Source organism: Pseudomonas sp. Marseille-Q8238 (assembly GCF_965111915.1).
Genome location: NZ_CBCOPI010000001.1, coordinates 2,430,508 through 2,457,058, shown reverse-complemented (window position 1 = coordinate 2,457,058; position 26,551 = coordinate 2,430,508). Strand labels below are relative to the sequence as shown.

The 26,551-nt window shown below is 61.1% G+C and carries 18 protein-coding genes and 1 pseudogene; 13 read left to right on the top strand and 6 right to left on the bottom strand.

Annotated elements, in window-relative coordinates; translation table 11 throughout:
• Window positions 1-60: 60 nt before the first annotated feature.
• From gorA to ACWPW0_RS11350, 4 genes are all read left to right on the top strand, one after another.
• Window positions 61-1,419 carry a glutathione-disulfide reductase gene (gene gorA / locus ACWPW0_RS11365; protein WP_454255377.1) on the top strand — a complete coding sequence of 453 codons (1,359 nt, stop codon included), beginning with the start codon at window positions 61-63 and terminating at the stop codon, window positions 1,417-1,419.
• A 51-nt stretch (window positions 1,420-1,470) separates the two neighbouring features.
• Window positions 1,471-2,148 (top strand): paraquat-inducible protein A, encoded by a 678-nt coding sequence (locus ACWPW0_RS11360; protein ID WP_447591713.1) that lies wholly within the window; start codon window positions 1,471-1,473, stop codon window positions 2,146-2,148.
• Window positions 2,135-2,758: a paraquat-inducible protein A gene (locus ACWPW0_RS11355; protein ID WP_454255376.1), complete on the top strand. Its 624-nt coding sequence runs from the start codon at window positions 2,135-2,137 to the stop codon at window positions 2,756-2,758. The genes ACWPW0_RS11360 and ACWPW0_RS11355 overlap by 14 nt, the downstream gene beginning before the upstream one ends.
• Window positions 2,759-2,821: 63 nt before the next feature.
• Window positions 2,822-3,784 (top strand): GNAT family N-acetyltransferase, encoded by a 963-nt coding sequence (locus ACWPW0_RS11350; RefSeq protein WP_454255375.1) that lies wholly within the window; start codon window positions 2,822-2,824, stop codon window positions 3,782-3,784.
• Between the two features lie 244 nt (window positions 3,785-4,028).
• Here the strand turns inward: ACWPW0_RS11350 and ACWPW0_RS11345 are convergent, their stop codons facing one another.
• Window positions 4,029-5,042, bottom strand: coding sequence for a zinc-dependent alcohol dehydrogenase family protein (locus tag ACWPW0_RS11345; RefSeq protein WP_447591719.1), 1,014 nt, complete (start codon window positions 5,040-5,042; stop codon window positions 4,029-4,031).
• Window positions 5,043-5,259: 217 nt separating this feature from the next.
• Between ACWPW0_RS11345 and ACWPW0_RS11340 the strand changes: the two genes are divergently transcribed.
• The 6 genes from ACWPW0_RS11340 to ACWPW0_RS11315 all read left to right on the top strand — a co-directional run bounded on the left by ACWPW0_RS11340 (window position 5,260) and on the right by ACWPW0_RS11315 (window position 14,469).
• Window positions 5,260-6,177 carry a LysR family transcriptional regulator gene (locus ACWPW0_RS11340; protein ID WP_447591721.1) on the top strand — a complete coding sequence of 306 codons (918 nt, stop codon included), beginning with the start codon at window positions 5,260-5,262 and terminating at the stop codon, window positions 6,175-6,177.
• A 141-nt stretch (window positions 6,178-6,318) separates the two neighbouring features.
• A complete protein-coding gene (gene mexE, locus ACWPW0_RS11335; RefSeq protein WP_454255374.1) occupies window positions 6,319-7,560 on the top strand; it encodes a multidrug efflux RND transporter periplasmic adaptor subunit MexE in 1,242 nt (413 codons plus the stop codon).
• A gap of 11 nt (window positions 7,561-7,571) precedes the next feature.
• Window positions 7,572-10,760 (top strand): efflux RND transporter permease subunit, encoded by a 3,189-nt coding sequence (locus ACWPW0_RS11330; RefSeq protein ID WP_447591724.1) that lies wholly within the window; start codon window positions 7,572-7,574, stop codon window positions 10,758-10,760.
• Window positions 10,757-12,151 (top strand): efflux transporter outer membrane subunit, encoded by a 1,395-nt coding sequence (locus tag ACWPW0_RS11325; RefSeq protein ID WP_454255373.1) that lies wholly within the window; start codon window positions 10,757-10,759, stop codon window positions 12,149-12,151. Before ACWPW0_RS11330 ends, ACWPW0_RS11325 begins: the two co-directional genes overlap by 4 nt.
• 409 nt (window positions 12,152-12,560) lie before the next feature.
• Window positions 12,561-13,070, top strand: a complete 510-nt coding sequence (locus ACWPW0_RS11320; RefSeq protein WP_454255372.1) for a disulfide bond formation protein B — start codon at window positions 12,561-12,563, stop codon at window positions 13,068-13,070.
• Between the two features lie 100 nt (window positions 13,071-13,170).
• A complete protein-coding gene (locus tag ACWPW0_RS11315; RefSeq protein ID WP_454255371.1) occupies window positions 13,171-14,469 on the top strand; it encodes a glycosyltransferase in 1,299 nt (432 codons plus the stop codon).
• 15 nt (window positions 14,470-14,484) lie between these two features.
• Here the strand turns inward: ACWPW0_RS11315 and ACWPW0_RS11310 are convergent, their stop codons facing one another.
• Window positions 14,485-14,928, bottom strand: coding sequence for a PACE efflux transporter (locus tag ACWPW0_RS11310; protein ID WP_454255370.1), 444 nt, complete (start codon window positions 14,926-14,928; stop codon window positions 14,485-14,487).
• A 106-nt stretch (window positions 14,929-15,034) separates the two neighbouring features.
• Here ACWPW0_RS11310 and ACWPW0_RS11305 point away from each other — a divergent pair, with 106 nt between their 5' ends.
• The 3 genes and pseudogenes from ACWPW0_RS11305 to ACWPW0_RS11295 all read left to right on the top strand — a co-directional run bounded on the left by ACWPW0_RS11305 (window position 15,035) and on the right by ACWPW0_RS11295 (window position 17,522).
• Window positions 15,035-15,928 (top strand): LysR substrate-binding domain-containing protein, encoded by an 894-nt coding sequence (locus ACWPW0_RS11305; protein WP_454255369.1) that lies wholly within the window; start codon window positions 15,035-15,037, stop codon window positions 15,926-15,928.
• 119 nt (window positions 15,929-16,047) lie between these two features.
• On the top strand, window positions 16,048-16,290 hold the full coding sequence (locus ACWPW0_RS11300; protein ID WP_447591734.1) for a helix-turn-helix domain-containing protein: 243 nt from the start codon (window positions 16,048-16,050) through the stop codon (window positions 16,288-16,290).
• A pseudogene (locus ACWPW0_RS11295) lies at window positions 16,287-17,522 on the top strand (HipA domain-containing protein). The gene ACWPW0_RS11300 and the pseudogene ACWPW0_RS11295 overlap by 4 nt, the downstream one beginning before the upstream one ends.
• Before the next feature lie 8 nt (window positions 17,523-17,530).
• Here the strand turns inward: ACWPW0_RS11295 and ACWPW0_RS11290 are convergent.
• The 4 genes from ACWPW0_RS11290 to ACWPW0_RS11275 all read right to left on the bottom strand — a co-directional run bounded on the left by ACWPW0_RS11290 (window position 17,531) and on the right by ACWPW0_RS11275 (window position 26,511).
• Window positions 17,531-19,033, bottom strand: coding sequence for an efflux transporter outer membrane subunit (locus tag ACWPW0_RS11290; protein WP_454255368.1), 1,503 nt, complete (start codon window positions 19,031-19,033; stop codon window positions 17,531-17,533).
• Window positions 19,030-22,134, bottom strand: a complete 3,105-nt coding sequence (locus tag ACWPW0_RS11285) for an efflux RND transporter permease subunit (RefSeq protein WP_447591739.1) — start codon at window positions 22,132-22,134, stop codon at window positions 19,030-19,032. Before ACWPW0_RS11285 ends, ACWPW0_RS11290 begins: the two co-directional genes overlap by 4 nt.
• An 85-nt stretch (window positions 22,135-22,219) precedes the next feature.
• Window positions 22,220-25,312, bottom strand: coding sequence for an MdtB/MuxB family multidrug efflux RND transporter permease subunit (locus ACWPW0_RS11280; protein WP_454255367.1), 3,093 nt, complete (start codon window positions 25,310-25,312; stop codon window positions 22,220-22,222).
• Window positions 25,309-26,511 carry an MdtA/MuxA family multidrug efflux RND transporter periplasmic adaptor subunit gene (locus tag ACWPW0_RS11275; protein ID WP_454255366.1) on the bottom strand — a complete coding sequence of 401 codons (1,203 nt, stop codon included), beginning with the start codon at window positions 26,509-26,511 and terminating at the stop codon, window positions 25,309-25,311. The genes ACWPW0_RS11280 and ACWPW0_RS11275 overlap by 4 nt, the downstream gene beginning before the upstream one ends.
• Window positions 26,512-26,551 lie beyond the last annotated feature (40 nt).

Sequence of the window (26,551 nt, the reverse complement as noted above, 5' to 3'; positions counted from 1 at the left end):
ACGCTGCTTTTCGAATGAGGCACAAGGTATGCTGATGGCCTATTCAGGAGATCATTATCCATGCCTTATGACTTTGACCTTTTTGTCATCGGTGCCGGTTCCGGCGGCGTACGCGCGGCTCGCTTTGCTGCAGGCTTTGGCGCACGTGTTGGCGTAGCAGAAAGCCGCTACCTGGGTGGCACCTGTGTCAACGTCGGCTGTGTGCCTAAAAAACTTCTGGTGCACGGAGCGCATTACGCCGAAGACTTCGAACAAGCACAGGGGTTCGGGTGGCGCATGGATCACCCCCAATTCGATTGGCGTACCCTGATAGACAATAAAGACCGAGAAATTACCCGTCTCAATGGTATTTACCGCAATCTGCTGCTCAACAGTGGGGTAACGCTACTGGAGGATCATGCGCGTTTGGTGGATAAGCACACCGTAGACGTTGCAGGTAAGCGCTACAGTGCCGCACATGTCCTCATTGCCACAGGCGGCTGGCCGGAAGTCCCTGATATTCCTGGCAAAGAGTTGGCCATCACTTCGAATGAAGCCTTTTTCCTGAAGCAGTTACCCAAACGGGTGCTGGTTGTTGGGGGAGGGTACATCGCTGTCGAATTTGCCTCGATCTTTCATGGTCTGGGTGCCGAGACATCGCTGCTTTATCGCAAAGAGCTGTTCCTGCGCGGATTCGATGGCGCTGTACGCCAGCATTTGAAGGAAGAGCTGACGAAGAAAGGCATGTCTCTACAATTCCAGAGTGATATTGCCCGGATCGACAAGCAGACAGATGGGAGCCTGCTAGCCACCCTCAAGGACGGTCGCAAGCTGCCTGCCGATTGTGTTTTCTATGCAACGGGACGCCGACCGATGCTCGACAACCTGGGGCTGGAAAATACCGGCGTCGAACTGGACGAGCGGGGCTTCATCAAGGTCGACGAGAATTATGTCTCCACTGAACCGTCGATTCTGGCCATCGGCGATGTCATTGGCCGCGTACAGCTCACGCCCGTTGCCCTGGCAGAAGGCATGGCGGTTGCGCGCCGACTGTTCCGTCCGGAGGAGTATCGCAAAGTCGACTACCAGATGATCCCTACTGCGGTATTCAGCTTGCCCAACATCGCTACCGTGGGCCTGAGTGAAGAGCAGGCTCGGGAGAAAGGCTACTCGGTGACTACCTACGAGAGCCGTTTTCGCCCACTGAAATTGACCCTGACGCAAAGCCAGGAACGTACCCTGATGAAGCTGGTGGTCGATGCCAAGACGGATCATGTGCTGGGTTGCCATATGGTTGGGCCCGATGCCGGGGAGATCATTCAGGGCATCGCCATCGCCATCAAGGCAGGCGCAACCAAGCAGACCTTTGATGAGACCATAGGTATCCACCCGACGGCTGCAGAGGAGTTTGTTACCATGCGGACCCCAACCAGTCACTAACGCATACATGCCCAGCTTGCGTACTCATTTATCAGCCACGGAGCGTGGCGCATGACCCTGGAAAGCACATCAGGACAGCAGGTCGCCCAGCAAGAAACATTGCCGCCGCTCGCAGACCTGATTGCCTGCCATGAGTGCGATCTGCTCATGCATCACCCGCATCCCGGCGAGGAACAAAAAGCCTGTTGCCCACGTTGTGGCTACGAGATGATTGTGCACCGGGCGCAAATGCGCAGGCGTTCTCTGGCGCTGGTTTTGACGGCGCTGTTGTTGTTCATCCCTGCCAATTTCCTGCCCATCATGAGCCTCAACCTGCTGGGCCAGAACGCCGTGGATACGGTGTGGAGCGGGGTAGTTGGGCTGTACCATTCCGACATGCAGGGCGTCGCGGTCGTCGTATTTTTGTGCAGCATGCTGATCCCGTTGCTCAAGCTGCTGTGTCAGTTGTTCGTCCTGCTGTGCCTGCCATTCCCGATGTGGCGACCGCTGGGCGTAAGGCTCTATCGCATCTATCACCACCTACGTGAGTGGGGCATGCTTGAGGTCTATCTGTTCGGCATCCTGGTCTCTATGGTCAAGCTGGCCGACATGGCGGAAGTTCACCTAGGTATCGGTATTGTCTGCTTCATTGCCTTGATGATGACGCAAGTCTGGCTGGAACTGACGATGTCTGCGCACCAGGTTTGGGATGCATTGAGTGAACAGGAAGATGGCCATGCGCGCACTTGATGCCGGGATTCTGCTTTGCATCGAATGCCACCAGCTCGAATACCTGCACGAAGGCGAGGTCCAGCATTGTGCACGGTGTGGTGCTCGGCTGCATAAACGCAGGCCCAACAGCATTATCCGCACCTGGGCCTTGCTGATTACTGCGGCAATTCTCTACGTACCTGCCAATCTGCTGCCGATCATGACGGTCAATTTCCTGGGCAGTGGATCACCGTCAACCATCATGGGAGGCGTGCTTGAACTGATACATGCCGGCATGCTGCCAATCGCATTGGTGGTTTTCGTCGCCAGTATCCTGGTGCCCACGTTCAAGTTGGTTGGGATCGCGACGTTGCTGTATTCGGTGCAGCGGCATCAGCCAATGTCAGCTCGACAGCGCATCCTGATGTACCGGTTCATCGAATGGATCGGGCGCTGGTCGATGCTGGATATCTTCGTCATTGCGATACTGGTGGCGCTGGTCAACTTCGGAAACCTGGCGAGCATTCAGGCCAACCTGGGCGCTGCAGCATTTTCCAGTGTGGTGATCCTGACCATGCTTGCCGCAGTGACTTTCGATCCGCGCCTGATCTGGGACGACCTCGCGACACAGAGCGAAGAGGAGGGGTAACAGCGCTCTCTAGTTACTCAGGTTCTTTATGCTTTAAAATAGTCGGTTGCCGAAAGAACCGTCATGGCCATAGCCATGAAGGGCTTTCATCCTTTCCAAATAAGTGTGGTGAAGATGAACAAGCCTTTCATTTCGCTGTGCCCTGAAATTACTCGGGCACACGCGCTGACGCTGATGGAGTGGTTGGAAGACGAGCGCGTCACCTGCTATCTGAGCGATTCGCGTCATGTCTCCCGCTCCATCGAGCAAGTGATCGATCGGACTCAATTGCCGATCCTGACCCATCTATTCAACCAGGGCGGCCGATTCTTCATGGCCTATGACCGGCATGACGCTCCTGTGGGCTTTGTCCGGCTCATCAAGACCGGCTCGAATTGCGAGATAGTCCTGGTCATCGGAGACAGCGACAAATGGGGCCGAAACCTTGGCTCTCGCACGATCCGCGAAGGGATGAAGCTGGCTTTCCTCGACATGCGGGCCGAGAAACTCATCGCCAAGATCCACCCGGACAACACGCGTTCGCTGAAAGCCTTTCTGCGCAGCGGTTTCCTGCTTGAGAAAGAAACGCCGGCATTGAAGTCATTTTCCATGACGGCTGGGCGCTATCTCCAGTTCTTGCGCGAAGGTGCCATCGGCGACTCCACTGGGATATACATCACTGAAATCGACAAGGCCAGGCTCGAAAGCCTGATCGCACTTGAACAAGGCCCGGTCGTTGTTGAGCTCGAACATGAGCTTGAGCGAGCGATTGTCGTCAAGCCGCAGCAGGTGGCGAGCAATGTCGTCACGATGAACTCCAGGGCCTTGCTGCAGCTAGATGACGAAGAGTTTGAAGTGGCCTTGGTTTACCCTGAGGACGCGGACAGTAGCGCCGGGAAGCACTCCGTGTGTTCCGATATCGGCGCCGCCATCCTGGGCTATCAGGAGGGGGACGCCATCGACTGGCGAATTTCTGATCGGACCCGCCGGATTGAGATCAGAAAAGTGCTTTACCAGCCAGAGGCCGCGGGCGATTTTCACCTGTAATTGCACCTTTAGCGCGAAGATCCCCAAGGACGGGGCGACGCTTTTCGTGCTTGCTTAACTGCAGGGGGCTCATCCGGATACTGGGTGGATGCGCTCATGAACATAACCCACGCCATATTTAATTTAACATAATATACATTATGCGAACCTGTATGACTTAAGCTCAGGACCCAGCTTGGCCACATTTTGCTGGTAGAACCTGTGTATTCAGGCCCCACCAGTACTTCGCTGATAACGACTTACGTTAAACGGTGATTACCACACGCCCACGGCTCGGACAGGTTTCCATGTAGCGATGCGCTTCGACCACGTTACTAAAGGTGAATGTCCTATCGATCTGCGTGCGCAACAAGCCATCAGCCGTCAGTTGGTTTACACCCAGCAACGCCCGCGCGACTGCTTCTTTGTCTTGTGGAATACCCAGCTCATCCTTGCCGACGAAGTTGCCGATGCAGTGCACGAAGAACTGGATGTTCTTCTGGAACGCTGCACAGGCCGGGAATGGTGTTTCGTTACCGCCTTGCAAACCGAACAGCAACAATCGCCCGCGCGGTGCCAGGACATCGCCAAGCAGGCACATTTGTGGACCACCGAGAGCATCCATGACGATGTCCACGCCACGGCCGTCGGTGAGCTTGTTCACGCGAGTCACCAGATCCTGCTCTTCGGTGATGATCACCTGATCAGCGCCCAGCTCACGCAGGTAGTCATGATCATCGGCATTCGCCGTGGCGGCGATGACTTTCGCGCCCAGCGCTTTGCCCATCTGTACGATGTATGGCCCCCAGCACTGGCTGGCCGCTGTCACCAGCACGCTTTCGCCGGCTTTCATTCGCGCCAGCTCGACAAAGCCGAACCAGCCGATCAGCGATGGCAGGTAATGAACACTGGCTTGTTCAGGCGTCAGTACATCTGGATAGCGGACCAGGGAGCTGCGCGGGATCAGGACTTCTTCGGCATATGCAGGATATTGATTGACGTTGTGCCCAGGGAAACTGGCGACCTTGTCACCGACCTTCAGGTCATCGACGCCTTTGCCCACGGCAAGCACGACACCGGCCAGCTCCTGTCCCAGGCCCGCCGGCAACTGGGCCGGTGTATGGGCCAGGTTCTGCCGCCACAGCACGTCGTGCCAGCTGACACCAATCGCTTCGGCGCGCACCAGTACTTCACCTGCAGCAGGTTCTGGGCAAGTACGCTGTTCAATGTTGAGGACATCCGCCTCGCCAAACTGATGAAACCGAATGATGCGGGACATCGCAAACCTCGTCGGTTGACCGCTTATGGCCACGGACTTTATCCGGGCTTTACTGGCAATACCACCAGCCGGCGCTGATAGTAACCATGTCTGTCGATGATTCGATCGATTTTATTTAACCTAAATGTGCCGGTGTATTGCCTGTAACCCGACATCCGCATTAGCCTGATTCGCACGACATTCTGCGCAAGCGCCTCCTTTTCATAATGGACATCGGATGAATCGCAACGATCTGCGCCGCGTCGATCTCAATCTGTTGATCGTCTTTGAAACGCTGATGCACGAGCGCAGCGTGACACGAGCAGCGGAAAAGCTTTTCCTCGGCCAACCAGCAATCAGCGCCGCCCTCGCCCGTTTACGTACGCTGTTCGACGATCCTTTATTCGTGCGGACTGGCCGCAGCATGGAACCTTCTGCCCGGGCGATGGAGATCTTCGCCCTGCTCTCTCCCGCCCTGGACTCGATTTCCACCGCGGTGAGCCGCGCTGCCGAGTTCAATCCGGCGACCAGCACGGCCGTGTTCCGGATCGGCCTGTCCGATGATGTCGAGTTCGGCCTGCTGCCCCCGATGCTCAAGCGCCTGCGTGCCGAAGCCCCAGGGGTGGTTCTGGTGATTCGTCGCACCAACTACCTGTTGATGTCCGGCCTGTTGGCCTCGGGCGAGATATCGGTGGGCGTTGGCTACACCGAGGAGCTCCCGGCAAATGCCAAGCGCAAGGTGCTGCGCCGTAGCAAGCCCAAGCTGCTGCGTGCCGATACCATTCCCGGCCCATTGAGCCTCGATGACTTCTGCGCCCGACCGCACGCGCTGGTTTCTTTTGCCGGCGACCTGGGTGGGTTCATCGATGAGGACCTGGAAAAGCTCGGGCGCAAACGTCGGGTGGTCCTGGCTGTCCCGCAATTCAACGGCCTGGGCACCCTCCTCTCCGGCACCGACATCATTGCCACCGTGCCCGATTACACAGCGGCCACATTGACTGCTGCGGGTGGTGTACGTGCCGAAGACCTGCCTTTGCCCCTGCGCTCCTTCGAGCTGCACATGGCCTGGCGTGGCGCACAGGACAACGACCCCGCCGAACGTTGGTTGCGCTCGCGTATCCAGATGTTCTGCGGTGATCCGGACAGCCTGGAATAAGTCATAAGCCGCTCTATTTCGGGTATAACAGGCGCCGTTATCATTCCCGCTGATAATTAGTTTCGTACTATTCGATTCGTTGCATGTGAGCGCCCCGAGCAAACTCCGCCCCATTCCAATACCTGGCTGGCGGAGTCCCTCATGGAACAGTCTAAATCTACACTCTGGCATTTCCCCCTGGCCCTGGCGGCCATCCTGGTGCTCAGCGCCTGCGGCAAGACCGAGGAAACCAGCCAGCACATGCCGGCTGCCAAGGTCAGCGTGGCTGAAGTCATTCAACAACCGATCAACGAATGGGATGAACTGACCGGACGTCTCGAGGCGCCGGAACTGGTCGAGGTTCGCCCACGGGTATCCGGTTATATCGACCGCGTGGCGTTCAGTGAAGGCAGCCTGGTCAAGAAAGGCGATTTGCTGTTCCAGATCGACCCGCGCCCCTTCGAGGCCGAGGTCAAACGCCTGCAGGCGCAGTTGCAACAGGCCCGCGCCAGCCAGAATCGCGCCAGCAATGAGGCGCGCCGTGGCGAACGTCTGCGCCAGAGCAACGCGATTTCCGCGGAACTGGCAGATGCCCGTATCAGTGCGGCCCAGGAGGCCCAGGCAGCTGTAGCCGCGATCCAGGCGGAACTGGATAACGCCACGCTCAACCTGAGTTTCACCCGTATCACCTCACCCATCGATGGCCGGGTCAGCCGCGCGGAAATCACCGAAGGCAACCTGGTCAATGCTGGCCAGTCACTGCTGACCTCGCTGGTGTCCACCGACAAGGTCTATGCCTATTTCGATGCCGATGAGCGTGTGTTCCTCAAGTACGTGGAACTGGCGCGCAAGTCCGGTGGCGATGCGCGTGGGAAAAGCCCGGTGTATCTCGGCCTGTCCAGTGAAGACGGCAACCCGCACCTGGGCCAGCTGGACTTCCTCGACAACCAGGTCAACCCGAAGACCGGCACCATTCGTGGTCGTGCGGTGTTCGACAACCGGGACGGTCAATTCACGCCGGGCTTGTATGCCCGACTGAAACTGGTCGGTAGCAGCACCTACCCCGCTGCGCTGATCAAGGACGAGGCCGTCGGCACCGACCTGGGCAAGAAGTTCGTCCTGGTGTTGGGCAAGGACAACACCGTGGCGTACCGCGCTATCGAGCTCGGCCCGAAAGTCGAAGGCCTGCGCATCGTGCGCAATGGTCTTGCCAAGGGTGAGCAGATCGTCGTCAACGGCCTGCAACGTGCCATGCCCGGAGCCACCGTAGACCCGCAATCCGTACCCATGGCAGACGAGAAAACACTGGCCGCCCTTACCCAGCAGCGCGGCGTGGTGGATAGCCACGAACGGCCGCGTGTTGCCGAACAAACCGTACAACCCAGCAACGCCCCGCGCGGTTGAGGCAAAGGTTCATGAATTTCTCCCAGTTCTTCATTCAGCGGCCGATTTTTGCCGCGGTGCTGTCGCTGCTGATCCTGATCGGCGGCGCTATCTCCCTGTTCCAATTGCCAATCAGCGAATACCCGGAAGTCGTCCCGCCAACCGTGGTGGTACGCGCCAACTTCCCCGGCGCCAACCCCAAGGTTATCGGTGAGACCGTGGCGTCACCGCTGGAGCAGGCCATCGTCGGTGTCGAGGGCATGCTCTACATGTCTTCGCAGTCCACCAACGACGGCAAGCTGACCCTGACCATCACCTTCGCCCTGGGCACCGAGTTGGATAACGCCCAGGTGCAGGTGCAGAACCGTGTCACGCGGACTATGCCCACCCTGCCCACCGAGGTGCAGCGGTTGGGCGTCACCGTGGACAAGGCTTCCCCGGACCTGACCATGGTGGTGCACCTGACGTCGCCGGATAACCGCTACGACATGCTCTACCTGTCCAACTACGCCGCGCTCAACGTCAAGGACGAACTGGCGCGCCTGGATGGCGTGGGTGATGTACAGCTGTTCGGCATGGGCAACTACTCGCTGCGTGTCTGGCTCGACCCGAACAAGGTCGCCTCACGCAACCTCACGGCCACCGATGTGGTCAACGCCATTCGCGAGCAGAACCGCCAGGTTGCCGCCGGTGCGCTCGGCGCGCCACCGTCGGATGCGGGCAACAGCTTCCAGCTGTCGATCAACACGCAGGGCCGCCTGGTTACCGAGGAAGAATTCGAGAACATCATCATCCGTGCCGGCGATGACGGCGAGATCACCCGGCTGAAGGACATTGCCCGTATCGAGCTGGGCTCCAGCCAGTACGCCCTGCGCTCGTTGCTGAACAACCAGCCAGCGGTGGCCATTCCGGTGTTCCAGCGCCCCGGCTCCAATGCCATCGAAATCTCCGATTCGGTGCGTGGACGCATGGCCGAGCTGAAGAAGAGCTTCCCTCAGGGCATGGACTACGAAATCGTCTATGACCCGACCATTTTCGTGCGCGGTTCCATCGAGGCCGTGGTGCACACCCTGCTCGAAGCCATCGTGCTGGTGGTGCTGGTGGTGATCCTGTTCCTGCAGACCTGGCGCGCCTCGATCATTCCACTGGCTGCCGTACCGGTATCGCTGATCGGCACCTTCGCGGTGATGCACCTGTTCGGCTTCTCGCTCAACGCGCTGTCGCTGTTCGGCCTGGTGCTGGCCATCGGTATCGTGGTGGACGACGCCATCGTCGTGGTGGAAAACGTCGAGCGCAACATCGGCCTCGGTAAGTCGCCCATCGATGCGACCCGCCAGGCCATGAAGGAAGTGACCGGCCCCATCGTCGCCACGGCCCTTGTGCTGTGCGCCGTATTCGTGCCGACCGCCTTCATCTCCGGCCTCACCGGGCAGTTCTACCAGCAGTTCGCGCTGACCATCGCCATCTCCACGGTGATCTCGGCGTTCAACTCGCTGACCCTGTCGCCGGCGCTCGCCGCCGTACTGCTGAAGGACCATAACGCGCCCAAGGACCGTTTCTCCAGGGGCCTCGACAAGCTGTTCGGCAGTTGGCTGTTCAATCCCTTCAACCGACTGTTCACGCGGGCCAGCCATGGTTACGTCGGCACCGTCAAACGTGTGCTGCGTGGCAGCTCGATCGCCCTGCTGGTCTATGGCGGCATCCTTGCGCTCGGTTACGCGGGTTTCTCCAGCACCCCAGCCGGTTTCGTACCCGCGCAGGACAAACAGTACCTGGTGGCCTTTGCTCAACTACCCGATGCCGCAACGCTGGACCGCACCGAGGCCGTGATCAAGAAGATGTCGGATATCGCCGGCAAGCACCCGGGTGTCGAAAACACCATTGCCTTCCCTGGCCTGTCGATCAACGGCTTTACCAACAGCCCGAACAGCGGCATCGTTTTCGTCGCGCTGAAAGACTTCAATCAGCGCAAGGGCGAGAACATGTCGGCCGGCGCCATTGCCGCCGAACTTAACGGTCAATTCGCGGATATTCAGGAAGCGTACCTCGCCATCTTCCCGCCACCGCCCGTCCAAGGCCTTGGCACCATCGGCGGCTTCCGCCTGCAACTGGAGGATCGCGGCAGCCTGGGTTACGAGGAGCTGTACACGCAGACCCAGAACATCATCAACAAGGCGCGCCAGTTGCCGGAGCTGAACCCGATGTCGGTGTTCACCAGCTATCAGGTCAACGTGCCGCAAGTGGAAGCCAATATCGACCGCGATAAAGCCAAGACCCATGGCGTGGCGATCAGCGACATCTTCGACACCATGCAGGTCTACTTGGGCTCGTTGTATGCGAACGACTTCAACCGCTTCGGTCGTACCTATCAGGTCAACGTCCAGGCCGACCAGCCGTTCCGCCTCGAGCCCGAGCAGATCGGCCAGTTGAAGGTGCGTAACAACCACGGCGAGATGATTCCGCTCTCCACCTTCGTCAAGGTCGAGAACAGCGCGGGGCCGGATCGGGTCATGCACTACAACGGCTTCATCACCGCCGAAATCAACGGCGCGGCAGCTCCCGGCTACAGCTCTGGCCAGGCCGAAGCGGCGATCGAGAAACTGCTGAAGGAGGAATTGCCCAACGGCATGACCTACGAATGGACCGACCTGACCTACCAGCAGATCCTCGCGGGTAACACGGCCGTGTTCATCTTCCCGCTCTGCGTCCTGCTGGCCTTCCTGGTGTTGGCCGCCCAGTACGAGAGCTGGGGTCTGCCACTGGCGGTAATCCTGATCGTGCCGACCGTGCTGTTCTCGGCCATCGTCGGGGTGATCCTGGCCGGTAGCGACAACAACATCTTCACCCAGATCGGCCTGATCGTACTGGTGGGGCTGGCGTGCAAGAACGCGATCCTCATCGTCGAGTTCGCCAAGGAGAAGCAGGAAGAAGGTCTGGATCGCATTGCCGCAGTACTGGAAGCCTGCCGCCTGCGTCTGCGCCCGATCCTGATGACCTCGATTGCCTTCATCATGGGCGTGGTGCCCCTGGTGCTGTCCTCCGGCGCCGGTGCGGAAATGCGCCATGCCATGGGTGTGGCGGTGTTCTCCGGGATGATCGGCGTGACCTTCTTCGGCCTGCTGCTGACGCCGGTGTTCTATGTGCTGATCCGTGGCTTCACCGAGAAGAACGAAGCCCGCAAGGCGGCGAAAGCCCAGCAACTCAAGGAATTGCATGCATGATCAACAAGGCTTTCACCCCTGCCCTGCTGGCTCTAGCCCTGAGCGCATGTGCCGTGGGCCCCGACTACAAGGCGCCGGAAACGGCGCCGGCCAAGGTCGCCAGCGCCGAGGCCATGGAGCACGACCGCAGCCGATTCGAAACCACCTGGTGGCAGCAGTTCGATGACCCAACTCTGAACCAGTTGGTGCAACAGTCGCTCAAGGAAAACCGTGAGCTGCGTGTGTCCTTTGCTCGTCTGCGTGCTGCACGGGCCATCCGTGATGACGTGGCCAACGACCAATTGCCCACGGTTACAAGCCGCGCCAGTGCCGAAGTTGGCAAGGCACAGCAACCGGGTTTCAGCGACCAACGCAGCAATGCCGAACGCTACGACCTGGGGCTGGACATGGCCTGGGAACTCGACCTGTTCGGCCGCATTCAACGTCAACTGGAAGCCAGTGATGCACAGATCGAAGTAGCTGAGGCGCAGCTCTACCAACTGCAGGTCAGCCTGATCGCCGAGCTGGTGGATGCCTACGGCGACCTGCGTGGTGCCCAGTTGCGCGAGCGTATCGCCCGGGAAAACCTGAAGAACCAGCAGGAGTCGCGTGGCCTGACCGAGCAATTGCGTGATGCTGGTGTCGGCAGCGAGCTCGACGTGTTGCGTTCCGATGCCCGGTTGGCTGCCACTGAAGCCAGCCTGCCGCAATTGCAGGCCGACGGCGCACGGGCACGTAACCGCATCGCCACCCTGCTGGGCCAGCGCCCGGAACAGCTCACCATCGACCTGTCGCCACAACCGCTTCCGGTCATTGCCAAGGCGCTACCGATTGGCGACCCAGCGGAACTGTTGCGTCGCCGCCCGGATATCCGCGCGGCTGAGCGTGAGCTGGCGGCCTCCACCGCCAATATCGGCGTGGCCACGGCAGATCTGTTCCCTCGGGTCAGCCTCAGTGGTTTTCTCGGTTTCACCGCCGGACGCGGCTCGCAACTTGGTGCCGCCGATGCGCGCGCCTGGGGTGTTGCCCCCAGCATTACCTGGGCGGCGTTCGACCTTGGCAGCGTGCGGGCTCGACTGCGCGGCGCCAAGGCCGAAGCGGATGGTGCCCTGGCCAACTACGAACAGCAGGTGCTGCTGGCACTGGAAGAGTCGGAAAACGCCTTCAGCGATTACGCCAAACGCCAGCAACGCCTGTTGGCCCTGGTACGCCAATCGGAGGCCAGCCGTGCTGCGGCGCAGCAGGCAGGCTTCCGCTACCGCGAAGGCACCGTGGACTTTCTCGTATTGCTCGATGCCGAGCGCGAACGCCTGGCAGCCGAAGACGCCCAGGCACAGGCTGAAGTCGATCTGTATCGCGGCATCGTTGCCATCTACAAGGCGCTGGGTGGTGGCTGGCAGCCACAGGCCTGATAGGTTCCTCCTGGGCTGACGCCTCTGCTCCTTGTCAGCCATTGCTCTCCCCACGGTTGCTTGCCGGCCGTGGGGATTTTTTTATCTGGATACTTGGGGGCTGGGCATGGATGGTCGTGTCGAGGCACAAGCGGACACCGCAGTTGGTGGGCTGAAGCGGAGCGTCGCCGGCTCACCCTGCGCGGGGGCCAGGTTCTGTAGGGTGGGCTTCAGCCCACCAATCGGCGCGTCATGAAACGCAAAAGTCGGCTATCCGCGTGTGCCTCGATCCCGCCGCCCATGTCGAAACGTCAACAGCGCTACCGCTCGCCGCCCCGTCAGGCACGTTGATAGCGCTGCTCGTTGCCGTCGTGAAAGGCAACTGGTACAAGCTGCGAGCAGTTTTCTTCCATGCATTCTGGAGATCGCAATGACCCGTCACCCTCTTCCTATCGCCCTGCCCCTGATCATCGCGTTGCTGTGCGCGGCGATGCTTGGCGGGGCGCTGCTCACCCAGTTCTGGATGGGGTGGGAGCCTTGCACCCTGTGCGTGCAGATTCGTCTTTGGCTCTGCGTAGTAGGTTTCAGCGCCTTGTTGCTCAGCTTCGTCGGCTTGGTAAAGCAGAACTGGCTGGCCTTCCTGTTCTGGCCGCCACTGCTGGCGGCGGCCGTCATGGCGGTGATCGACAATGCCCACGTGGTGTTGATCGAGACCGGTGTAATGGAAAGCACCAGTTGCTCGCCCTTCCCCTTCTACTCCGACTACCTGCCATTGCACGAGTACTGGCCGGACGTGTTCATGAGTGGCGGCATCTGTGGGCAGAACCACTACTCGATCTTCGCCATCCCATTCACCGTGTGGACGTTGCTGAGCATCAGCGCCCTGTTCCTGCTGATCCTGTTCACCCTCTGGCGCAGCATTCGTCCCGCCAATCGCTGAGCGTGTGGGAGTCGCCCAGCCCACGGGCTGGCAGACAGGCTTATATGAACAGGATTAAGGGGACGGCTTATAATCGCCGCCCCTAATCCGAGCCCAGCCCATGCACACTGTCCTCATCGTCGGCTATGTCTGGCCGGAGCCGCGTTCGTCGGCTGCCGGCAGCCGCATGATCGAATTGATCGAGCTGTTCATCGCCCAGGGTTGGCAGGTCACGTTCGCCAGCGCCGCGGCGCTGTCCGAGCACCGGGCTGACCTTGCCGTCTATGGCATCCCCGAAGTCGGCATCACCCTCAATTGCGACAGCTTCGATCACTTCGTAGGCGAGTTGCAGCCGGATCTGGTCCTGTTCGATCGGTTCTTCAGCGAGGAGCAGTTTGGCTGGCGTGTAGAAAAAGCCTGCCCCACAGCACTTAGGGTTCTCGATACCAGCGACCTGCATAGCCTGCGCAATGCCCGCCAGCAGTTGCTCAAGCGCGCGCAAAGCGGCTGTGCCAATGAGCAGGAAAAACACCAGCAAGGTGCAGTCGAGGCAACACCGCACGAACTGTTCACGTTGATGGCCGATGACGACATGGCACAGCGCGAGATCGCGGCGATCTATCGCTGCGACCTGACCCTGCTGATATCGGAATTCGAACAGAGCCTGCTACACGAACAGTTCGGTGTACCGGCTGCCCTGCTCCACCACTGCACCTTGATGCTGATCCCACCGGTTCTTGCGCCGCGCCCGTTCGATCAGCGCGAACACTTCATCAGCATCGGCAACTTTCGCCATGCGCCGAACTGGGACTCGGTGCTCTGGCTCAAGCATCAGCTCTGGCCGTTGATTCGCCAGCGCCTGCCGCAGGCGCAGTTGCATATCTATGGCGCCTATCCACCACCCAAGGCCACGGCGTTGCACAATGCCAAGCAGGGTTTCCATGTACTGGGCTGGGCTGCCGATGCCCATGATGTGATGGTGCGCGCCCGTGTCTGCCTGGCACCGCTGCGTTTCGGCGCGGGAATCAAGGGCAAGCTGGCCGATGCCATGGCCTGCGGCACGCCCTCCGTCACCACGGCCATCGGCAGCGAAGGCATGGCCGGTGAACTGCCCTGGGGCGGCTCGGTAGTGGCCGATGCCACGGCTTTCGCCGATGCCGCCGTGGCGTTGTACAGCGATGCGTCCTGTTGGCAGCAGGCGCAAGAAAACGGCTCGAGCATTCTTCGCGAGCGCTTTGATCGGTGCGCATCCGGCGAGGCGCTGGTTGAGCGCCTGCGTTGTACCCATGAGCGTCTGGCCGAACTGCGGCGGCAGAACTTCGTGGGCCTCATGCTGCGTCATCACCAGCACAAGAGTACGCAGTACATGTCGCAATGGATCGCCGCCAAGAATCGTTCAACGCCCTCGACAGAGCATTGATCAGATGAGAGAAACTCATTCTACGCACAGGCTCGGTTGTTCCTTTGCCGAATCCGGCACCCCGAATACCCGATCGAATCCCCACTGAAAGACGAAGGCATAAATCAGGAAGAACAGCAGCAAACCGAGGTCGGCAACGAAGGCCTCGACGAAGCTGATGTGCAGCCACCAGGCCATCAATGGCACGAGCAGAATTGCCAGGCCGCCTTCGAATCCCGCAGCATGCAACAGACGCCTGCGCAGGGTTCGTGAACGCTCGACCTGGCGCGCCTCCCAGCGCTCGAACAGCGCATTGAACAATATGTTCCAGCTCATCGCCGAGAGTGATAGCAACGCCGCCAGGGTTCCCGAGTAAGCCAGGGTCTCGTCAAAGGCATACGCAATCATCGGCGATACGAAGGCCATGCCCACCAACTCGTACAGGATGGCCTGCACCACTTTACGTTTCTTGCCCTGCATAACGGCCTGCTCATCTGTCCAGATTCACGGCAATCTATGCAGCCCAGCGGACCTCGACAAATGACGTATAGTCCATCCAGATGAATTCAGATCATCTGGAGAAACCATGTTTGCCAGCATCCCGCTAACGGCCCTGCGCACCTTCGAGTCGGCGGCTCGCCTGGTCAGTTTCAAAGCAGCGGCAGAAGAACTGAACGTTACCCCAACGGCCGTCTCGCACCAGATACGCGGCCTGGAAGCCTGGCTCGGCTGCCTGCTGTTCGAGCGGCTCGGACGTGGTGTACGCCTGACCGAAAAAGGGGCGCAACTGCAGCACAGCCTGCATGGCGCCTTGATGGATATCAGCCGCAGCGTGGAAGAGTTGCGCCCAGTGGTGCGCAACGACAGCCTCAGCCTGAGCACAACGCCGGCATTTGCTGCGCTCTGGCTGATTCCGCGCCTGGGCGATTTCTACCGTCAACATCCAGGTGTGCGCGTTCGCATCGAGACCAGCAACGCCGTGGCCGATCTGCAACGCGACTCCAGCCTGGACCTGGCCGTGCGCTGCGGTTTTGCCAACTACCCGCAGCTGCTGGAAATTCCCTTGCTGGAAGAGCGCTTCGTGGCTTATGGCACGGCGCAATTGATTGCCCGTCTTCCCGAACAGCCCGTGGAGCTGATCAGCGTTACCTGGCCCAATCCACAACCCGTCCTGCCCGATTGGCAGGATTGGTCCGTGGCGACCGCACAGGACTGGGTCACGCGCTGCACGCTGCGCGACTACCCCGACGAGCATTACGCGCTGCAGGCCGCGGTTTCCGGGCAGGGTCTGGTCCTGGCCAGTTCATTGCTGGCGTCGGATTGCGTCGCCAATGGTCTGTTGGTGCCTTACCGCCCTGACGTCGAACTGCCTGGCGCGCGCTATTTCGTCGTCTGTGTCCCTGGGCGAGAACGACAGCCTGCAGTTCAATCGTTCATGCGCTGGTTGCAGGCGGAGATGCCAGAAAAAACTAAGCTGTAGCTTAGTTTTATTAATAAACCTGCCCGGAAACCATTAAATCTAAGCCACAACTTAGATCCGATTGAAAAATAACCAAGTTACAGCATAATCTAAGCCATAGCTTAGATTTGGAGGCTGCAATGCCCTTGATTCCAATTCACGACACCACCGAGCTTGGTACTGTCGTGCGCCGCCTGCGTCGCCAGCAAGGTGTTCGCCAGGATGATATGGCCGCCATCATTGGCGCCAGTCACGTATTCCTGCGCGATGTGGAGCTTGGCAAGGGCACCGTGCAGTTGGGTAAGGTCCTGCAGTTGCTCGATGAGCTTGGTGTGCGCCTGCATCTGGAAGTACCTGAGCAGGCCGCTGGAGATGACGCATGAGGCAACTCCAGGTGTGGCTCAACGGCCAGCCCGTGGGTCTGCTCTCGGAGCAGGACAATCTCTGGCAGCTCACCTATGCCCCGGAATGGCTGGGTAGCGCAACGAGCTTCGACCTGTCACCGCAATTGCCACGTAGCGCCGGTGACATCCGCGATGGTGGCAGCCAACGGCCGGTGCAGTGGTTCTTCGACAATCTCCTGCCGGAAGAACAGGCCCGCGTGCTGCTGGCGCAGGATGCCCGGGTCGATGTTGCCGATGCCTTTGGCCTGCTCGCTTATTACGGGGCCGGGTCGGCTGGCGCCCTGACACTGCTACCTCCTGGCCAACCACTTCCCGACGGGGCGCTGCAACCGCTCGGCGAACAAGAACTGGCACAACGCATCACTGCCCTGCCCCGCGTATCACTCGGCCAGGCAGCGCCCAAGCGCATGTCACTGGCCGGCGCCCAGCACAAGCTCGCCGTCGTGCTGCACGGTTCAGCACTGCTGGAGCCTGTCGGCCAGGCGCCCTCCACGCACATTCTCAAACCCGACCACCCGGATACGGAGCACTACCCGCACAGCGCTGCCAATGAATGGTTCGTCATGTCCATTGCCGCTGCGGTGAAACTGCCTGTACCTACTGTAGAACTGCGGAGGGTGCCGCAATAGCGTTTCGACCGCAGCGGCTCACCAGGCGATCTGCAACGACGGCATGTGCTGGACGCCTGCCAGTTGCTTTCGATCGACCGGGTCTACAAGTACCACATGGCCACCCTGGAAACCCTGCAGCGTCTGGTGGAGCTATGCCGCAGCAAGGCCTTGAGCCGGCAACTGCTGTTTCGTTGGGCCGTGTTCAATGCCTTGATCGGCAATAACGATGCGCATCTGAAGAACCTGTCGTTCTTTGTCGGTGCCCAGGGCGTCGAGCTGACCCCGCACTACGACCTGCTCAGTACCAGCGTGTATGCCCGTGATAATGCCTGGGGCTCGGCTGAGCTGTCCTGGCCGATGGGTGAGGCACGGCGTTTCGAGGAGTTGCGGCGCACGGATGTGCTGGCATTTGGCGAGGTGCTGGGGTTGCCGAACAGTGTCGGCAACCGCCTGCTGGATGGATTGCTCAGCGCCCTGCCCGCTGCCGCCGACCGGCAACTGGACAAGGCTCTGGCGCAGGGATTGAACGTCGGTGAAATGCGCCTGCTACGCCAGATCCGCCACGGCGTGCTGGCCGATATGCAGCAACAGCTCAGCTGAGAACAGCCCTACTCCTGCTCCACCGACTGCCAACCTCCGCCGAGTGCAGCAATCAATTGCACGCTGGCGGTCAGCCGGTTGCCTTGCAGGGTCAGGCGCGTGCGTTCGTTGGACAGTGCACTGGTCTGCACGCTGACCACATTGTTGAACTCGACGGTGCCAGCCTTGTACTGGTTGAGGATCAGGCGCAACGATTCGCGTGCGGCCTCCAGGGCTTCCTGCTGCACCACGGCTTCACGCTCGAACACCGAGAGTTGCACCAGGTAGTCTTCCACCTCGCGGAACCCTTGCAGCACGGTCTGCCGGTACTCGGCCACGGTCTGGTCATAGCTGGCTTCGGCCTGTTCGACACGAGAGCTGATCAAGCCGCCGTCGAACAGGGTCATGGCGAACTGCGGGCCGATCGACCAGAAACGGTTGGGTGTACTGATCCAGTCATTGAGGCTGCCACTGCGATAACCGCCGCTGGCGGTCAAGGTCAGATCCGGGTAGTAGGCGGCCTTGGCTACGCCAATCGACGCATTGGCCGCCATGACCCGGCGCTCCGCCGCGGCGATATCCGGGCGGCGCTCGAGCAGGGTCGATGGCAGGCTCAGTGGCACCGCCGGCAATTCGGGAACCTGCTGCACCGCGACCAGGCTGAAGTGCGAAGGTGCCACACCCACCAGAACGGCCAGGGCATGCTCAAGCTGCGCACGTTGGTATTCCAGGTCCACGGCGTCGGCTTCAGTACCTTTGAGCTGGCTCAGGGCCTGGGTCACATCGGACTTTGGCACGATGCCGGCGCGGTACTGGTTTTCAGCGATCTTGAACGCTTGCTGGTAGGCCGCAACCGTCTCGTCGAGCAAGCGTTTCTGTTCATCGAGCACCCGTAGTTGCAGGTAGCTCTGCACCAGCTCCGACTGCTGGCTCAAGCGTACGGCTGCGAGGTCGGCAGCGCTGGCCTGCATGCTCGCGCTGTCGGCCTCCAGCTGGCGACGCAGCTTGCCCCAGACGTCCAGTTCCCAGCTCACGCCCAGGTTGGCGTTGTAGCTCTTGGAGATACCGCCAGAGCCGCTGCTGCTGATGGTCGAGCCATCGGCCAGGCGCACGGTGCTGTCACCACCACCTTGTCCGGACCGGGTCACGTTGCTCCCGAGCGTGAGGTCGGGAAAGAAGGCTGCCCGTGCGCCACGCGCCAGGGCGCGTGCCTGACGATACTGTGCTTCGGCGCTGGCCAGGCTCTGGTTATTGGCATTCAGCCGCTCGACCAGTTGATTGAGCTGGGCGTCGCCATACAGCTCCCACCAGTTACCACGCAATTGCGTATCGGCCGGCAGCGCGGCCTTCCAGCCGGCAGCCTGCTTGAACTGCTCCGAAGGTGCCGACTGTGGACGCTGGTAATCCGGGCCGATGGCGCAGGCGCTCAGGGCCAGGCTCAGGACCAGCAGCGTCAGGTTACGGCCTGCAGTGTTGAAACGATTCGACGACGATGATGATGGACAAGCGATATGGGCGGGTACGAAATTCATACGGGGGTATCCAGAGCAGCATCGGTACGCACGCCGCGCCAGCGGTTGACCCGATGGCGCAGGCGGTCGAGGTAGAGGTAGACCACCGGAGTGGTGAACAGCGTCAGCAGTTGGCTGAAGATCAGGCCACCGACGATGGTCAGGCCCAGCGGCTGACGCATCTCGGCACCTTCGGCGGAACCCAGCAACAGCGGCAAGGCACCCAGCATCGCCGCCAGGGTGGTCATCATGATCGGGCGGAAGCGCAGTATGCAGGCACGCCGGATCGCTTCCTTCGGGTCGAGCTTGTCGTGCCGTTCGAACTGCAAGGCCAGGTCGATCATCAAGATGGCGTTCTTCTTCACCACGCCGATCAGCAGGAACAGCCCGAGCAGGGAAATCACGCTGAATTCGCCGCCCGTTAGGATGATCGCAAGCAAAGCACCGACACCGGCCGATGGCAGTGTGGAGAGAATCGTCAATGGATGGATATAGCTCTCGTAGAGGATGCCGAGCACGATATACACCACCAGCAACGCGCTGAGGATCATCAGCGGCTGACCTTGCGCTGCCGTCTGGAAGGCGCCGCCGGTACCGCCCATCAAGCCTTGTACTTCCGTTGGCAGGTTGACCCGTGCCACGGCGCGGGTAATCGCGTCGTTGGCCTGCTCCTGGGTGTAGCCCGGCGCCAGCGAGTAGCCGATGCTCTCCGCCGCGAACTGGCCCTGATGGTTAACCCGGTCGTCCTCCAGGCTGCGCTCCCAGTGCGCAATGGCAGAGAGGGGCACGCGCTGGTCGTTATGGCCAATAACCTGGATCTGGTCCAGCGCTTCCGGGTATTCGGCGTAACGTGGATTGATCTCCATCACCACGCTGTATTGGTTGAGCGTGTCGTAGATGGTGGAAATCTGCCGCTGGCTGAAGGCGTTATTGAGCACCGAGGTCACCATGCTCATGTCGATACCCAGGCGCTGCGCCGCGGCGCGGTCCACCACCAGGCGGATCTGCTGGGCGCCCTCACCCTCCTTGGCGTCGATATCGGTCAGCTCGGGCAAGGCCGCCAGGGCATCACGAACCTTGGGTAGCCAGGCATTGAGTTCTTCCAGATCGCTGCCCAGCAGCACGTATTCGTTGTCCGAGCTGCGGCCCTGGCGGCCGCCGAATTGCAGGTCCTGGTCGGACATCATCATCAAGCGGGCGCCAGGATTTTTTGGCACGGTTCGACGCAGGCGCTCGATCACCTTCTGCGAGGAAATCTTGCGCTCGGCAATCGGCTTGAGGCGAATCACCAGCATGGCGTTGTTGATGCCGCCTGAACCGCCAATGAAGCCTGCCACGCTGTGTACTGCGGGATCGGCCAGCAAGGCGCGGCGGAAGGCTTCCATCTTCGGCTGCATGACCTGGAACGACAGGCCATCGTCACCGCGCACGAAACCGGTCAATTGGCCGGTGTCCTGCTGCGGCATGAAGGTTTTCGGCACTTCGACGAACAGGTAGACGTTGAAACCGATGGTCAGCAACAGGCTGATCAACGTCAGCCGCGAATGGCGCAGTGCCCAATCCAGCGCCTTGCCATAACCCGCGAGCACGCGCTCCTGAATCCGCGCACCATGGCGTTGCAGGGCGTTCGGCTCACGCGCTTCCTCGGGCTTCAGCCAGCGGGCGCAGAGCATGGGCGTCAAGGTCAGCGATACCAGCAGCGAAATGACGATCGCCACCGTCAAGGTGATGGAAAACTCGCGGAACAGGCTGGAGACGATGCCGCCCATGAACAGGATGGACAGGAAAACCGCCACCAGCGACACGTTCATCGACAACAGGGTGAAGCCCACTTCCTTGGAGCCCTTGTAGGCCGCCACCAGGGGAGAGTCACCGGCTTCGATATGCCGGGAGATGTTCTCCAGCACCACGATGGCGTCGTCCACCACCAGGCCGGTTGCGATGATCAATGCCATCAGCGACAGGTTGTTCAGCGAGAAATCCAGCAGGTACATGACCGCGAACGTACCGACCAACGAAACCGGCACGGCCAATGCAGGAATCAGCGAGGCACGCCAGCGCCCGAGGAACAGGAAGACCACCAGAATCACCAGCGCCACGGCGATCAGCAGCGTGCGTTCGGCCTCATGCAGGGTGGCGCGGATCACTGGCGAACGGTCCATGGCCACTTCCAGGTTGACGCTGGCCGGCATGATCGCCTGCAGCGCCGGCAACTGCTCGCGGATGTCGCTGACTGTCTCGATGATATTGGCGCCGGCCTGACGGTTGATCACCAGCAGCACGGCTTCATTGTCGTTGTAAAAGCCGCTGTTGTAGCGGTCTTCCACGGCGTCGCTGACCGTGGCCACATCGCTCAGGCGCACTGGTGCGTTGTTCTGGTAGCGGATGATCAGCGGCCGATAATCCACCGCCTTGTCCAACTGGTCATTGGCCTGCACCTGCCAGTGACGTTCGGCATCTTCGACCGCACCTTTCGGCCGGTCGACGTTGGCCTTGTCGATGGCCGTGCGCACCTCGTCGAGGGCGATGCCGTACTGGTCGAGCAGGCGTGGCTCCAGGGATACCCGCACAGCGGGCAGCGAACTACCCCCGATCTGCACTTCGCCGACACCCGCCACCTGGGACAGTTTCTGCGCCAGGACGGTGGACGCCAGGTCGTACAACTGGCCTTTTTCCAGCACCGACGAGGTCAGCGAGATCACCATGATCGGCGCCTGCGACGGGTTGACCTTGCGGTAGGTCGGCATGTTGCGCATGCCGCTGGGCAGCAGGTTGCGCGAGGCATTGATGGCCGCCTGCACTTCGCGCGCGGCGGCATCCACATCACGCCCGAGATCGAACAGGATGATGATGCGCGTATTGCCCTGGCTGCTGCGGCTGGTCATCTCGCTGATGCCGGCGATGGTGCCGAGCGAACGTTCCAATGGCGTCGCCACGCTGGACGCCATGATCTGCGGGCTCGCGCCCGGCAGGTTGGCGCTGACAACAATCGCTGGGAAGTCCATCTTCGGCAGAGGCGCCACCGGCAACAGACCGAAGCTCAAGGCACCAAGCAGAATGATCGCCACGCTCAGCAACAGCGTGGCCACCGGCCGGCGGATAAAGGGAGCGGACAGGTTCATGACACCGCCCCAGCGGGAGCCCGCGTGCCAGAGTCAAGCACTCCGATGATCAGCTCGCGAGTACGCGCCTTCCTGCACCGGGCTGTCACAGCGCGACTCCTGCGGCACTACGACCAGCAAAACGGCGGGCCTGACGGTCGAACCAGAGGTAAATCACCGGCGTGGTGAACAGGGTCAGCACCTGGCTGAGCAGCAGCCCACCGACCATGACGATACCGAGAGGCTGGCGCAGCTCGGCCCCGGAACCTGACGCGAGCATCAGCGGGATGGCGCCGAACAGCGCCGCCAAAGTGGTCATCAGGATCGGCCGGAAACGCAGCAGCGCCGCCTGGTAGATGGCCTCCTCCGGGCTCATGCCCTGATGCCGTTCGGCCTCCAAGGCGAAGTCGATCATCATGATCGCGTTCTTCTTGACGATGCCGATCAGCAGGATGATGCCGATGATCGCGATCAGACTCAGGTCATTGCCACTGATCAACAGCGCGAGCAAGGCGCCGACCCCGGCCGAAGGCAGCGTGGAAAGGATGGTGATCGGGTGGATGTAGCTCTCGTAGAGCACGCCCAGCACGATGTACATGGTCACCACCGCCGCCAGGATCAGCAGCAAGGTGCTCGACAACGAGGCACGGAACGCCTCGGCAGCACCCTGGAAGCGGCTCTGGATGCCAACCGGCATGCCGATGTCGTGCTGCACCTGCTCGATAACCGCGACCGCCTCGCCCAGCGAGACGCCAGGCTCGAGGTTGAACGACATGGTCACCGCCGGGAACTGGCCGATGTGGTTGATCAGCAGTGCGGCGGCGCGTTCCTCGACGTGTGCAAGTGACACCAGAGGTACCTGGGTGCCGCTGGCGGTGAGTACATGGATCTGCTGCAGCGCCTGTGGCCCGATTCGGCCGCCATCCTGGGTTTCCAGCACCACGCGGTACTGGCTGGCCTGGGTGAAGATGGTGGAGATCTGCCGCTGGCCGAAGGCATCGTACAGCGCGTCGTCGATGGCGCTGATGCTCACCCCCAGGCGCGCGGCGGCATCCCGGTCGATCCTCAGGTACACCTGCAGGCCCTGGTTCTGCAGGTCGTTGGCCACATCACGCAAGGCTGGCTGGGCACTCAGTGCCTCGGTGAGCTTGGGCGTCCACTCTTCCAGCAGCGCGATGTCCGGGGACTCCAGGCTGAACTGGAACTGGGTGCGGCTGACCCGGTCCTCGATGGTCAGGTCCTGCACCGGTTGCAGGTACAGCTGGATACCAGGGACCGCAGCCAGTTCGGGGCGCAGACGCTCGATCACCTCGCTGGCGGTGACATCGCGCTCCCGGTGAGGCTTGAGGTTGATCAGCAGGCGACCGCTGTTCAGCGTCGGGTTGTCGCCGTCGACGCCGATATAGGACGACAGGCTGGCAACCGCCGGATCACGCAGGATCACCGCAGCCAGGCGCTGCTGACGCTCACTCATGGCCTGGAAGGAAATGCTCTGCGGCGCCTCGGAAATACCCTGGATCACACCGGTGTCCTGCACCGGGAAGAAGCCCTTGGGCACCGCCATGTACAGCACCACGGTCAGGCCCAGGGTGGCGATCGCCACCAGCAGGGTCAGCGGTTGATGCTTGAGCACCCATTGCAGACCGACTGCATAGCGGGCGATCAGGTTATCGATGACGGCCCCACTGGCTCGGTAGAAACGCCCCTGCTCTTCGTCCTTTTCCTGCTTGAGCAGGCGCGCGCACATCATCGGCGTGAGCGTCAGCGACACCACCAGCGAAATCAGGATGGCCACCGCCAGGGTGATGGCGAATTCGCGGAACAGACGCCCCACCACATCCGCCATGAACAGCAGCGGGATCAGCACCGCGATCAGCGAGAAGGTCAGCGAAATCAGGGTGAAGCCGATCTGCTTGGCGCCCTTGAGCGCGGCATTCAGCGGCGTCTCGCCCTCCTCCAGATGGCGGGCGATGTTTTCCAGCATGACGATGGCATCGTCGACCACGAAACCGGTGGCGATGGTTAGCGCCATCAACGTCAGGTTGTTGACCGAAAACCCGGCCAGGTACATCACCCCGAAGGTGCCGATCAGCGACAGCGGCACGGCAATCGACGGAATCAGCGTGGCCGACAGCTTGCGCAGGAACAGGAAGGTGACCAGCACCACCAGGGCTATTGCCAGCAGCAGCTCGAACTGCACATCGGTCACCGCCGCGCGGATGGTCTGGGTGCGGTCAGTGAGCACCTTGACCTCGACACTCGCCGGCAATGTACCGGTGATCTGCGGCAACAGGCTCTGGATGCGATCCACCACCTCGATGACGTTCGCCCCTGGCTGACGCTGAATGCTCAGCAGGACCGTCTGGTTGAGATCGGCCCAGGCGGCCAGGCGCTCGTTTTCCGCGCCGTCGATGATGGTCGAGACATCCTTCAGGCGCAGGGCGGCGCCGTTTTCGTACTTGAGGATCAGGTCGAGATAGGCATCGGCCGAGGTCAACTGGTCATTGGCGTCCAGCTGCGAAACGCGCGTCGGCCCGTCGAAGTTGCCTTTGGGCTGGTTGACGTTGGACGCGGTAATCAGTGCACGCACGTCAGCGAGGTTCAGGCCGTGGCTGGCCAAGGCCTCGGGATTGACGCGGATGCGTACCGCCGGGCGCTGGCCGCCCGACAGGCTGACCAGGCCGACACCGCTGATTTGCGCGATCTTCTGCGCCATGCGCGTATCGACCAGATCGTGGACCTGGGTCAGCGGCAAGGTTGGCGAGCTGATCGCCAGGGTCAGGACCGGCGTATCGGCCGGGTTGACCTTGTTGTACACCGGCGGTGCCGGTAGGTCGTTGGGCAACAGGTTGCTGGCTGCGTTGATGGCCGCCTGGACTTCCTGCTCGGCGACATCCAGGTTCACTTCCAGGGTGAAGCGCAAGGTAATCACCGAGGCGCCGCCGGAACTGGTCGAGGACATCTGCTGCAGGCCGGGCATCTGGCCGAACTGGCGCTCCAGCGGCGCGGTCACCGAGCTGGTCATCACCTTCGGGCTCGCGCCCGGGTACAGGGTCAGTACGCGGATGGTCGGATAGTCCACCTCGGGCAGCGCCGACACTGGCAGCAGGCGGTAGGCGATCAACCCGCTGAGGAAGATCGCCACCATGATCAGCGTGGTGGCAACCGGACGCAGGATGAACAGGCGTGAAACGTTCATGCGCCCTTCTTGTCCGCTGCCGCCGGCGTTGTCTGGTTCGATGGTTCACCGATGACTTCCACCGTGCTGCCATCCTTGAGCTTGTCGGTGCCCTCCAGCACCAGATGCTCGCCGACCTTGACGCCATCACTGATCAGCACCTGGGCGCCATCGCTGGCCTCGGCGGTGACGGGGCGCACCTGAACCTTGTTCTCCGCGTCGACCACGTAGACGAAGGTGCCGCGCGACCCGTACTGCAGGGCTGCTGAGGGAATCAGGGTGACACCGTTGCGGGTTTGCACGCGCAGGCGGGCGTTGACGAACTGATTGGGGAACAGGCTTTCGTTGTCATTGGCGAAGCGTGCCTTGAGCTTGACCGTGCCAGTGGCGACGTCGATCTGGTTATCCAGGCTCTGCAACTCGCCGTCGGCCAGCAGGTTCTTCTCGCTGCGGTCCCATGCCTGCACCAGCAGTTTTTCATTGTTGCGCACACGCGCTAGTACCGGTGGCAGGTCATTCTCCGCCAGGGTGAAGTTGACCGAGATCGGCTTGACCTGGGTGATCACCACCAGCGGCGTGGTATCGCCGCTGCTGACCAGGTTACCCACATCCAGCTGACGCAGACCGAGACGGCCGTCGATGGGCGCGCGAATGCGGGTGAAGTCCAACTTCAGGCGGGCATCGGCCACAGCGGCCTGATTATTCTTGACGGTGCCGCGGTACTGGCCAACTAGTGCGTCCTGGGTGTCCAGGGTTTGCTTGGCGATGGAATCCTCGGCAAACAGGCCCTTGTAGCGAGCCAGGTCGATTTCAGCGTTCTTCAATTGCGCCTGGCTCTGCGCCAGGGTGCCTTCGGCCTGCTGCAGGGCAACTTCATAGGTGCGCGGATCGATCTGCGCCAGCAGGTCGCCAGCCTTGACCAGTTGCCCTTCCTCGAACAGTACCTTGACCAGTTCACCATCGACGCGGCTGCGTACGTTCACTGTATTGAGCGCGGTCACCGTGCCCAGGGCCTTGAGCTCGATGTTGAAGTCACCTTCGCTGACGCTGGTCAGGCGCACCGGCACCGGACCACCCCATGGCCCCGGCGCAGCCCCTGCTGGCGCATGCCCTGTCGGCTTGCTCGGCCACAGCCACCAGGCCAGCAGCACGGCAACGAGTACGACGAGAACAATCAACCATTTGCGGGAAAAGCGCGATCTTGAGCGGGTATCAGACATGGTGCGAGGGTCACTTTTCTTGGGAGCGTGAACGATAAGG

Bases quoted from the DNA above. Each gene is read 5' to 3' on its own strand.
- ACWPW0_RS11280 (WP_454255367.1), bottom strand. From the start codon at position 25,312: ATGAACGTTTCACGCCTGTTCATCCTGCGTCCGGTTGCCACCACGCTG.
- ACWPW0_RS11285 (WP_447591739.1), bottom strand. From the start codon at position 22,134: ATGAACCTGTCCGCTCCCTTTATCCGCCGGCCGGTGGCCACGCTGTTG.
- ACWPW0_RS11290 (WP_454255368.1), bottom strand. From the start codon at position 19,033: ATGAATTTCGTACCCGCCCATATCGCTTGTCCATCATCATCGTCGTCG.
- ACWPW0_RS11345 (WP_447591719.1), bottom strand. From the start codon at position 5,042: ATGTCCCGCATCATTCGGTTTCATCAGTTTGGCGAGGCGGATGTCCTC.
- ACWPW0_RS11305 (WP_454255369.1), top strand. From the start codon at position 15,035: ATGTTTGCCAGCATCCCGCTAACGGCCCTGCGCACCTTCGAGTCGGCG.
- ACWPW0_RS11360 (WP_447591713.1), top strand. From the start codon at position 1,471: ATGACCCTGGAAAGCACATCAGGACAGCAGGTCGCCCAGCAAGAAACA.
- ACWPW0_RS11325 (WP_454255373.1), top strand. From the start codon at position 10,757: ATGATCAACAAGGCTTTCACCCCTGCCCTGCTGGCTCTAGCCCTGAGC.
- ACWPW0_RS11320 (WP_454255372.1), top strand. From the start codon at position 12,561: ATGACCCGTCACCCTCTTCCTATCGCCCTGCCCCTGATCATCGCGTTG.
- gorA (WP_454255377.1), top strand. From the start codon at position 61: ATGCCTTATGACTTTGACCTTTTTGTCATCGGTGCCGGTTCCGGCGGC.
- ACWPW0_RS11310 (WP_454255370.1), bottom strand. From the start codon at position 14,928: ATGCAGGGCAAGAAACGTAAAGTGGTGCAGGCCATCCTGTACGAGTTG.
- ACWPW0_RS11355 (WP_454255376.1), top strand. From the start codon at position 2,135: ATGCGCGCACTTGATGCCGGGATTCTGCTTTGCATCGAATGCCACCAG.
- ACWPW0_RS11315 (WP_454255371.1), top strand. From the start codon at position 13,171: ATGCACACTGTCCTCATCGTCGGCTATGTCTGGCCGGAGCCGCGTTCG.
- ACWPW0_RS11300 (WP_447591734.1), top strand. From the start codon at position 16,048: ATGCCCTTGATTCCAATTCACGACACCACCGAGCTTGGTACTGTCGTG.
- ACWPW0_RS11330 (WP_447591724.1), top strand. From the start codon at position 7,572: ATGAATTTCTCCCAGTTCTTCATTCAGCGGCCGATTTTTGCCGCGGTG.
- ACWPW0_RS11350 (WP_454255375.1), top strand. From the start codon at position 2,822: ATGGCCATAGCCATGAAGGGCTTTCATCCTTTCCAAATAAGTGTGGTG.
- mexE (WP_454255374.1), top strand. From the start codon at position 6,319: ATGGAACAGTCTAAATCTACACTCTGGCATTTCCCCCTGGCCCTGGCG.
- ACWPW0_RS11275 (WP_454255366.1), bottom strand. From the start codon at position 26,511: ATGTCTGATACCCGCTCAAGATCGCGCTTTTCCCGCAAATGGTTGATT.
- ACWPW0_RS11340 (WP_447591721.1), top strand. From the start codon at position 5,260: ATGAATCGCAACGATCTGCGCCGCGTCGATCTCAATCTGTTGATCGTC.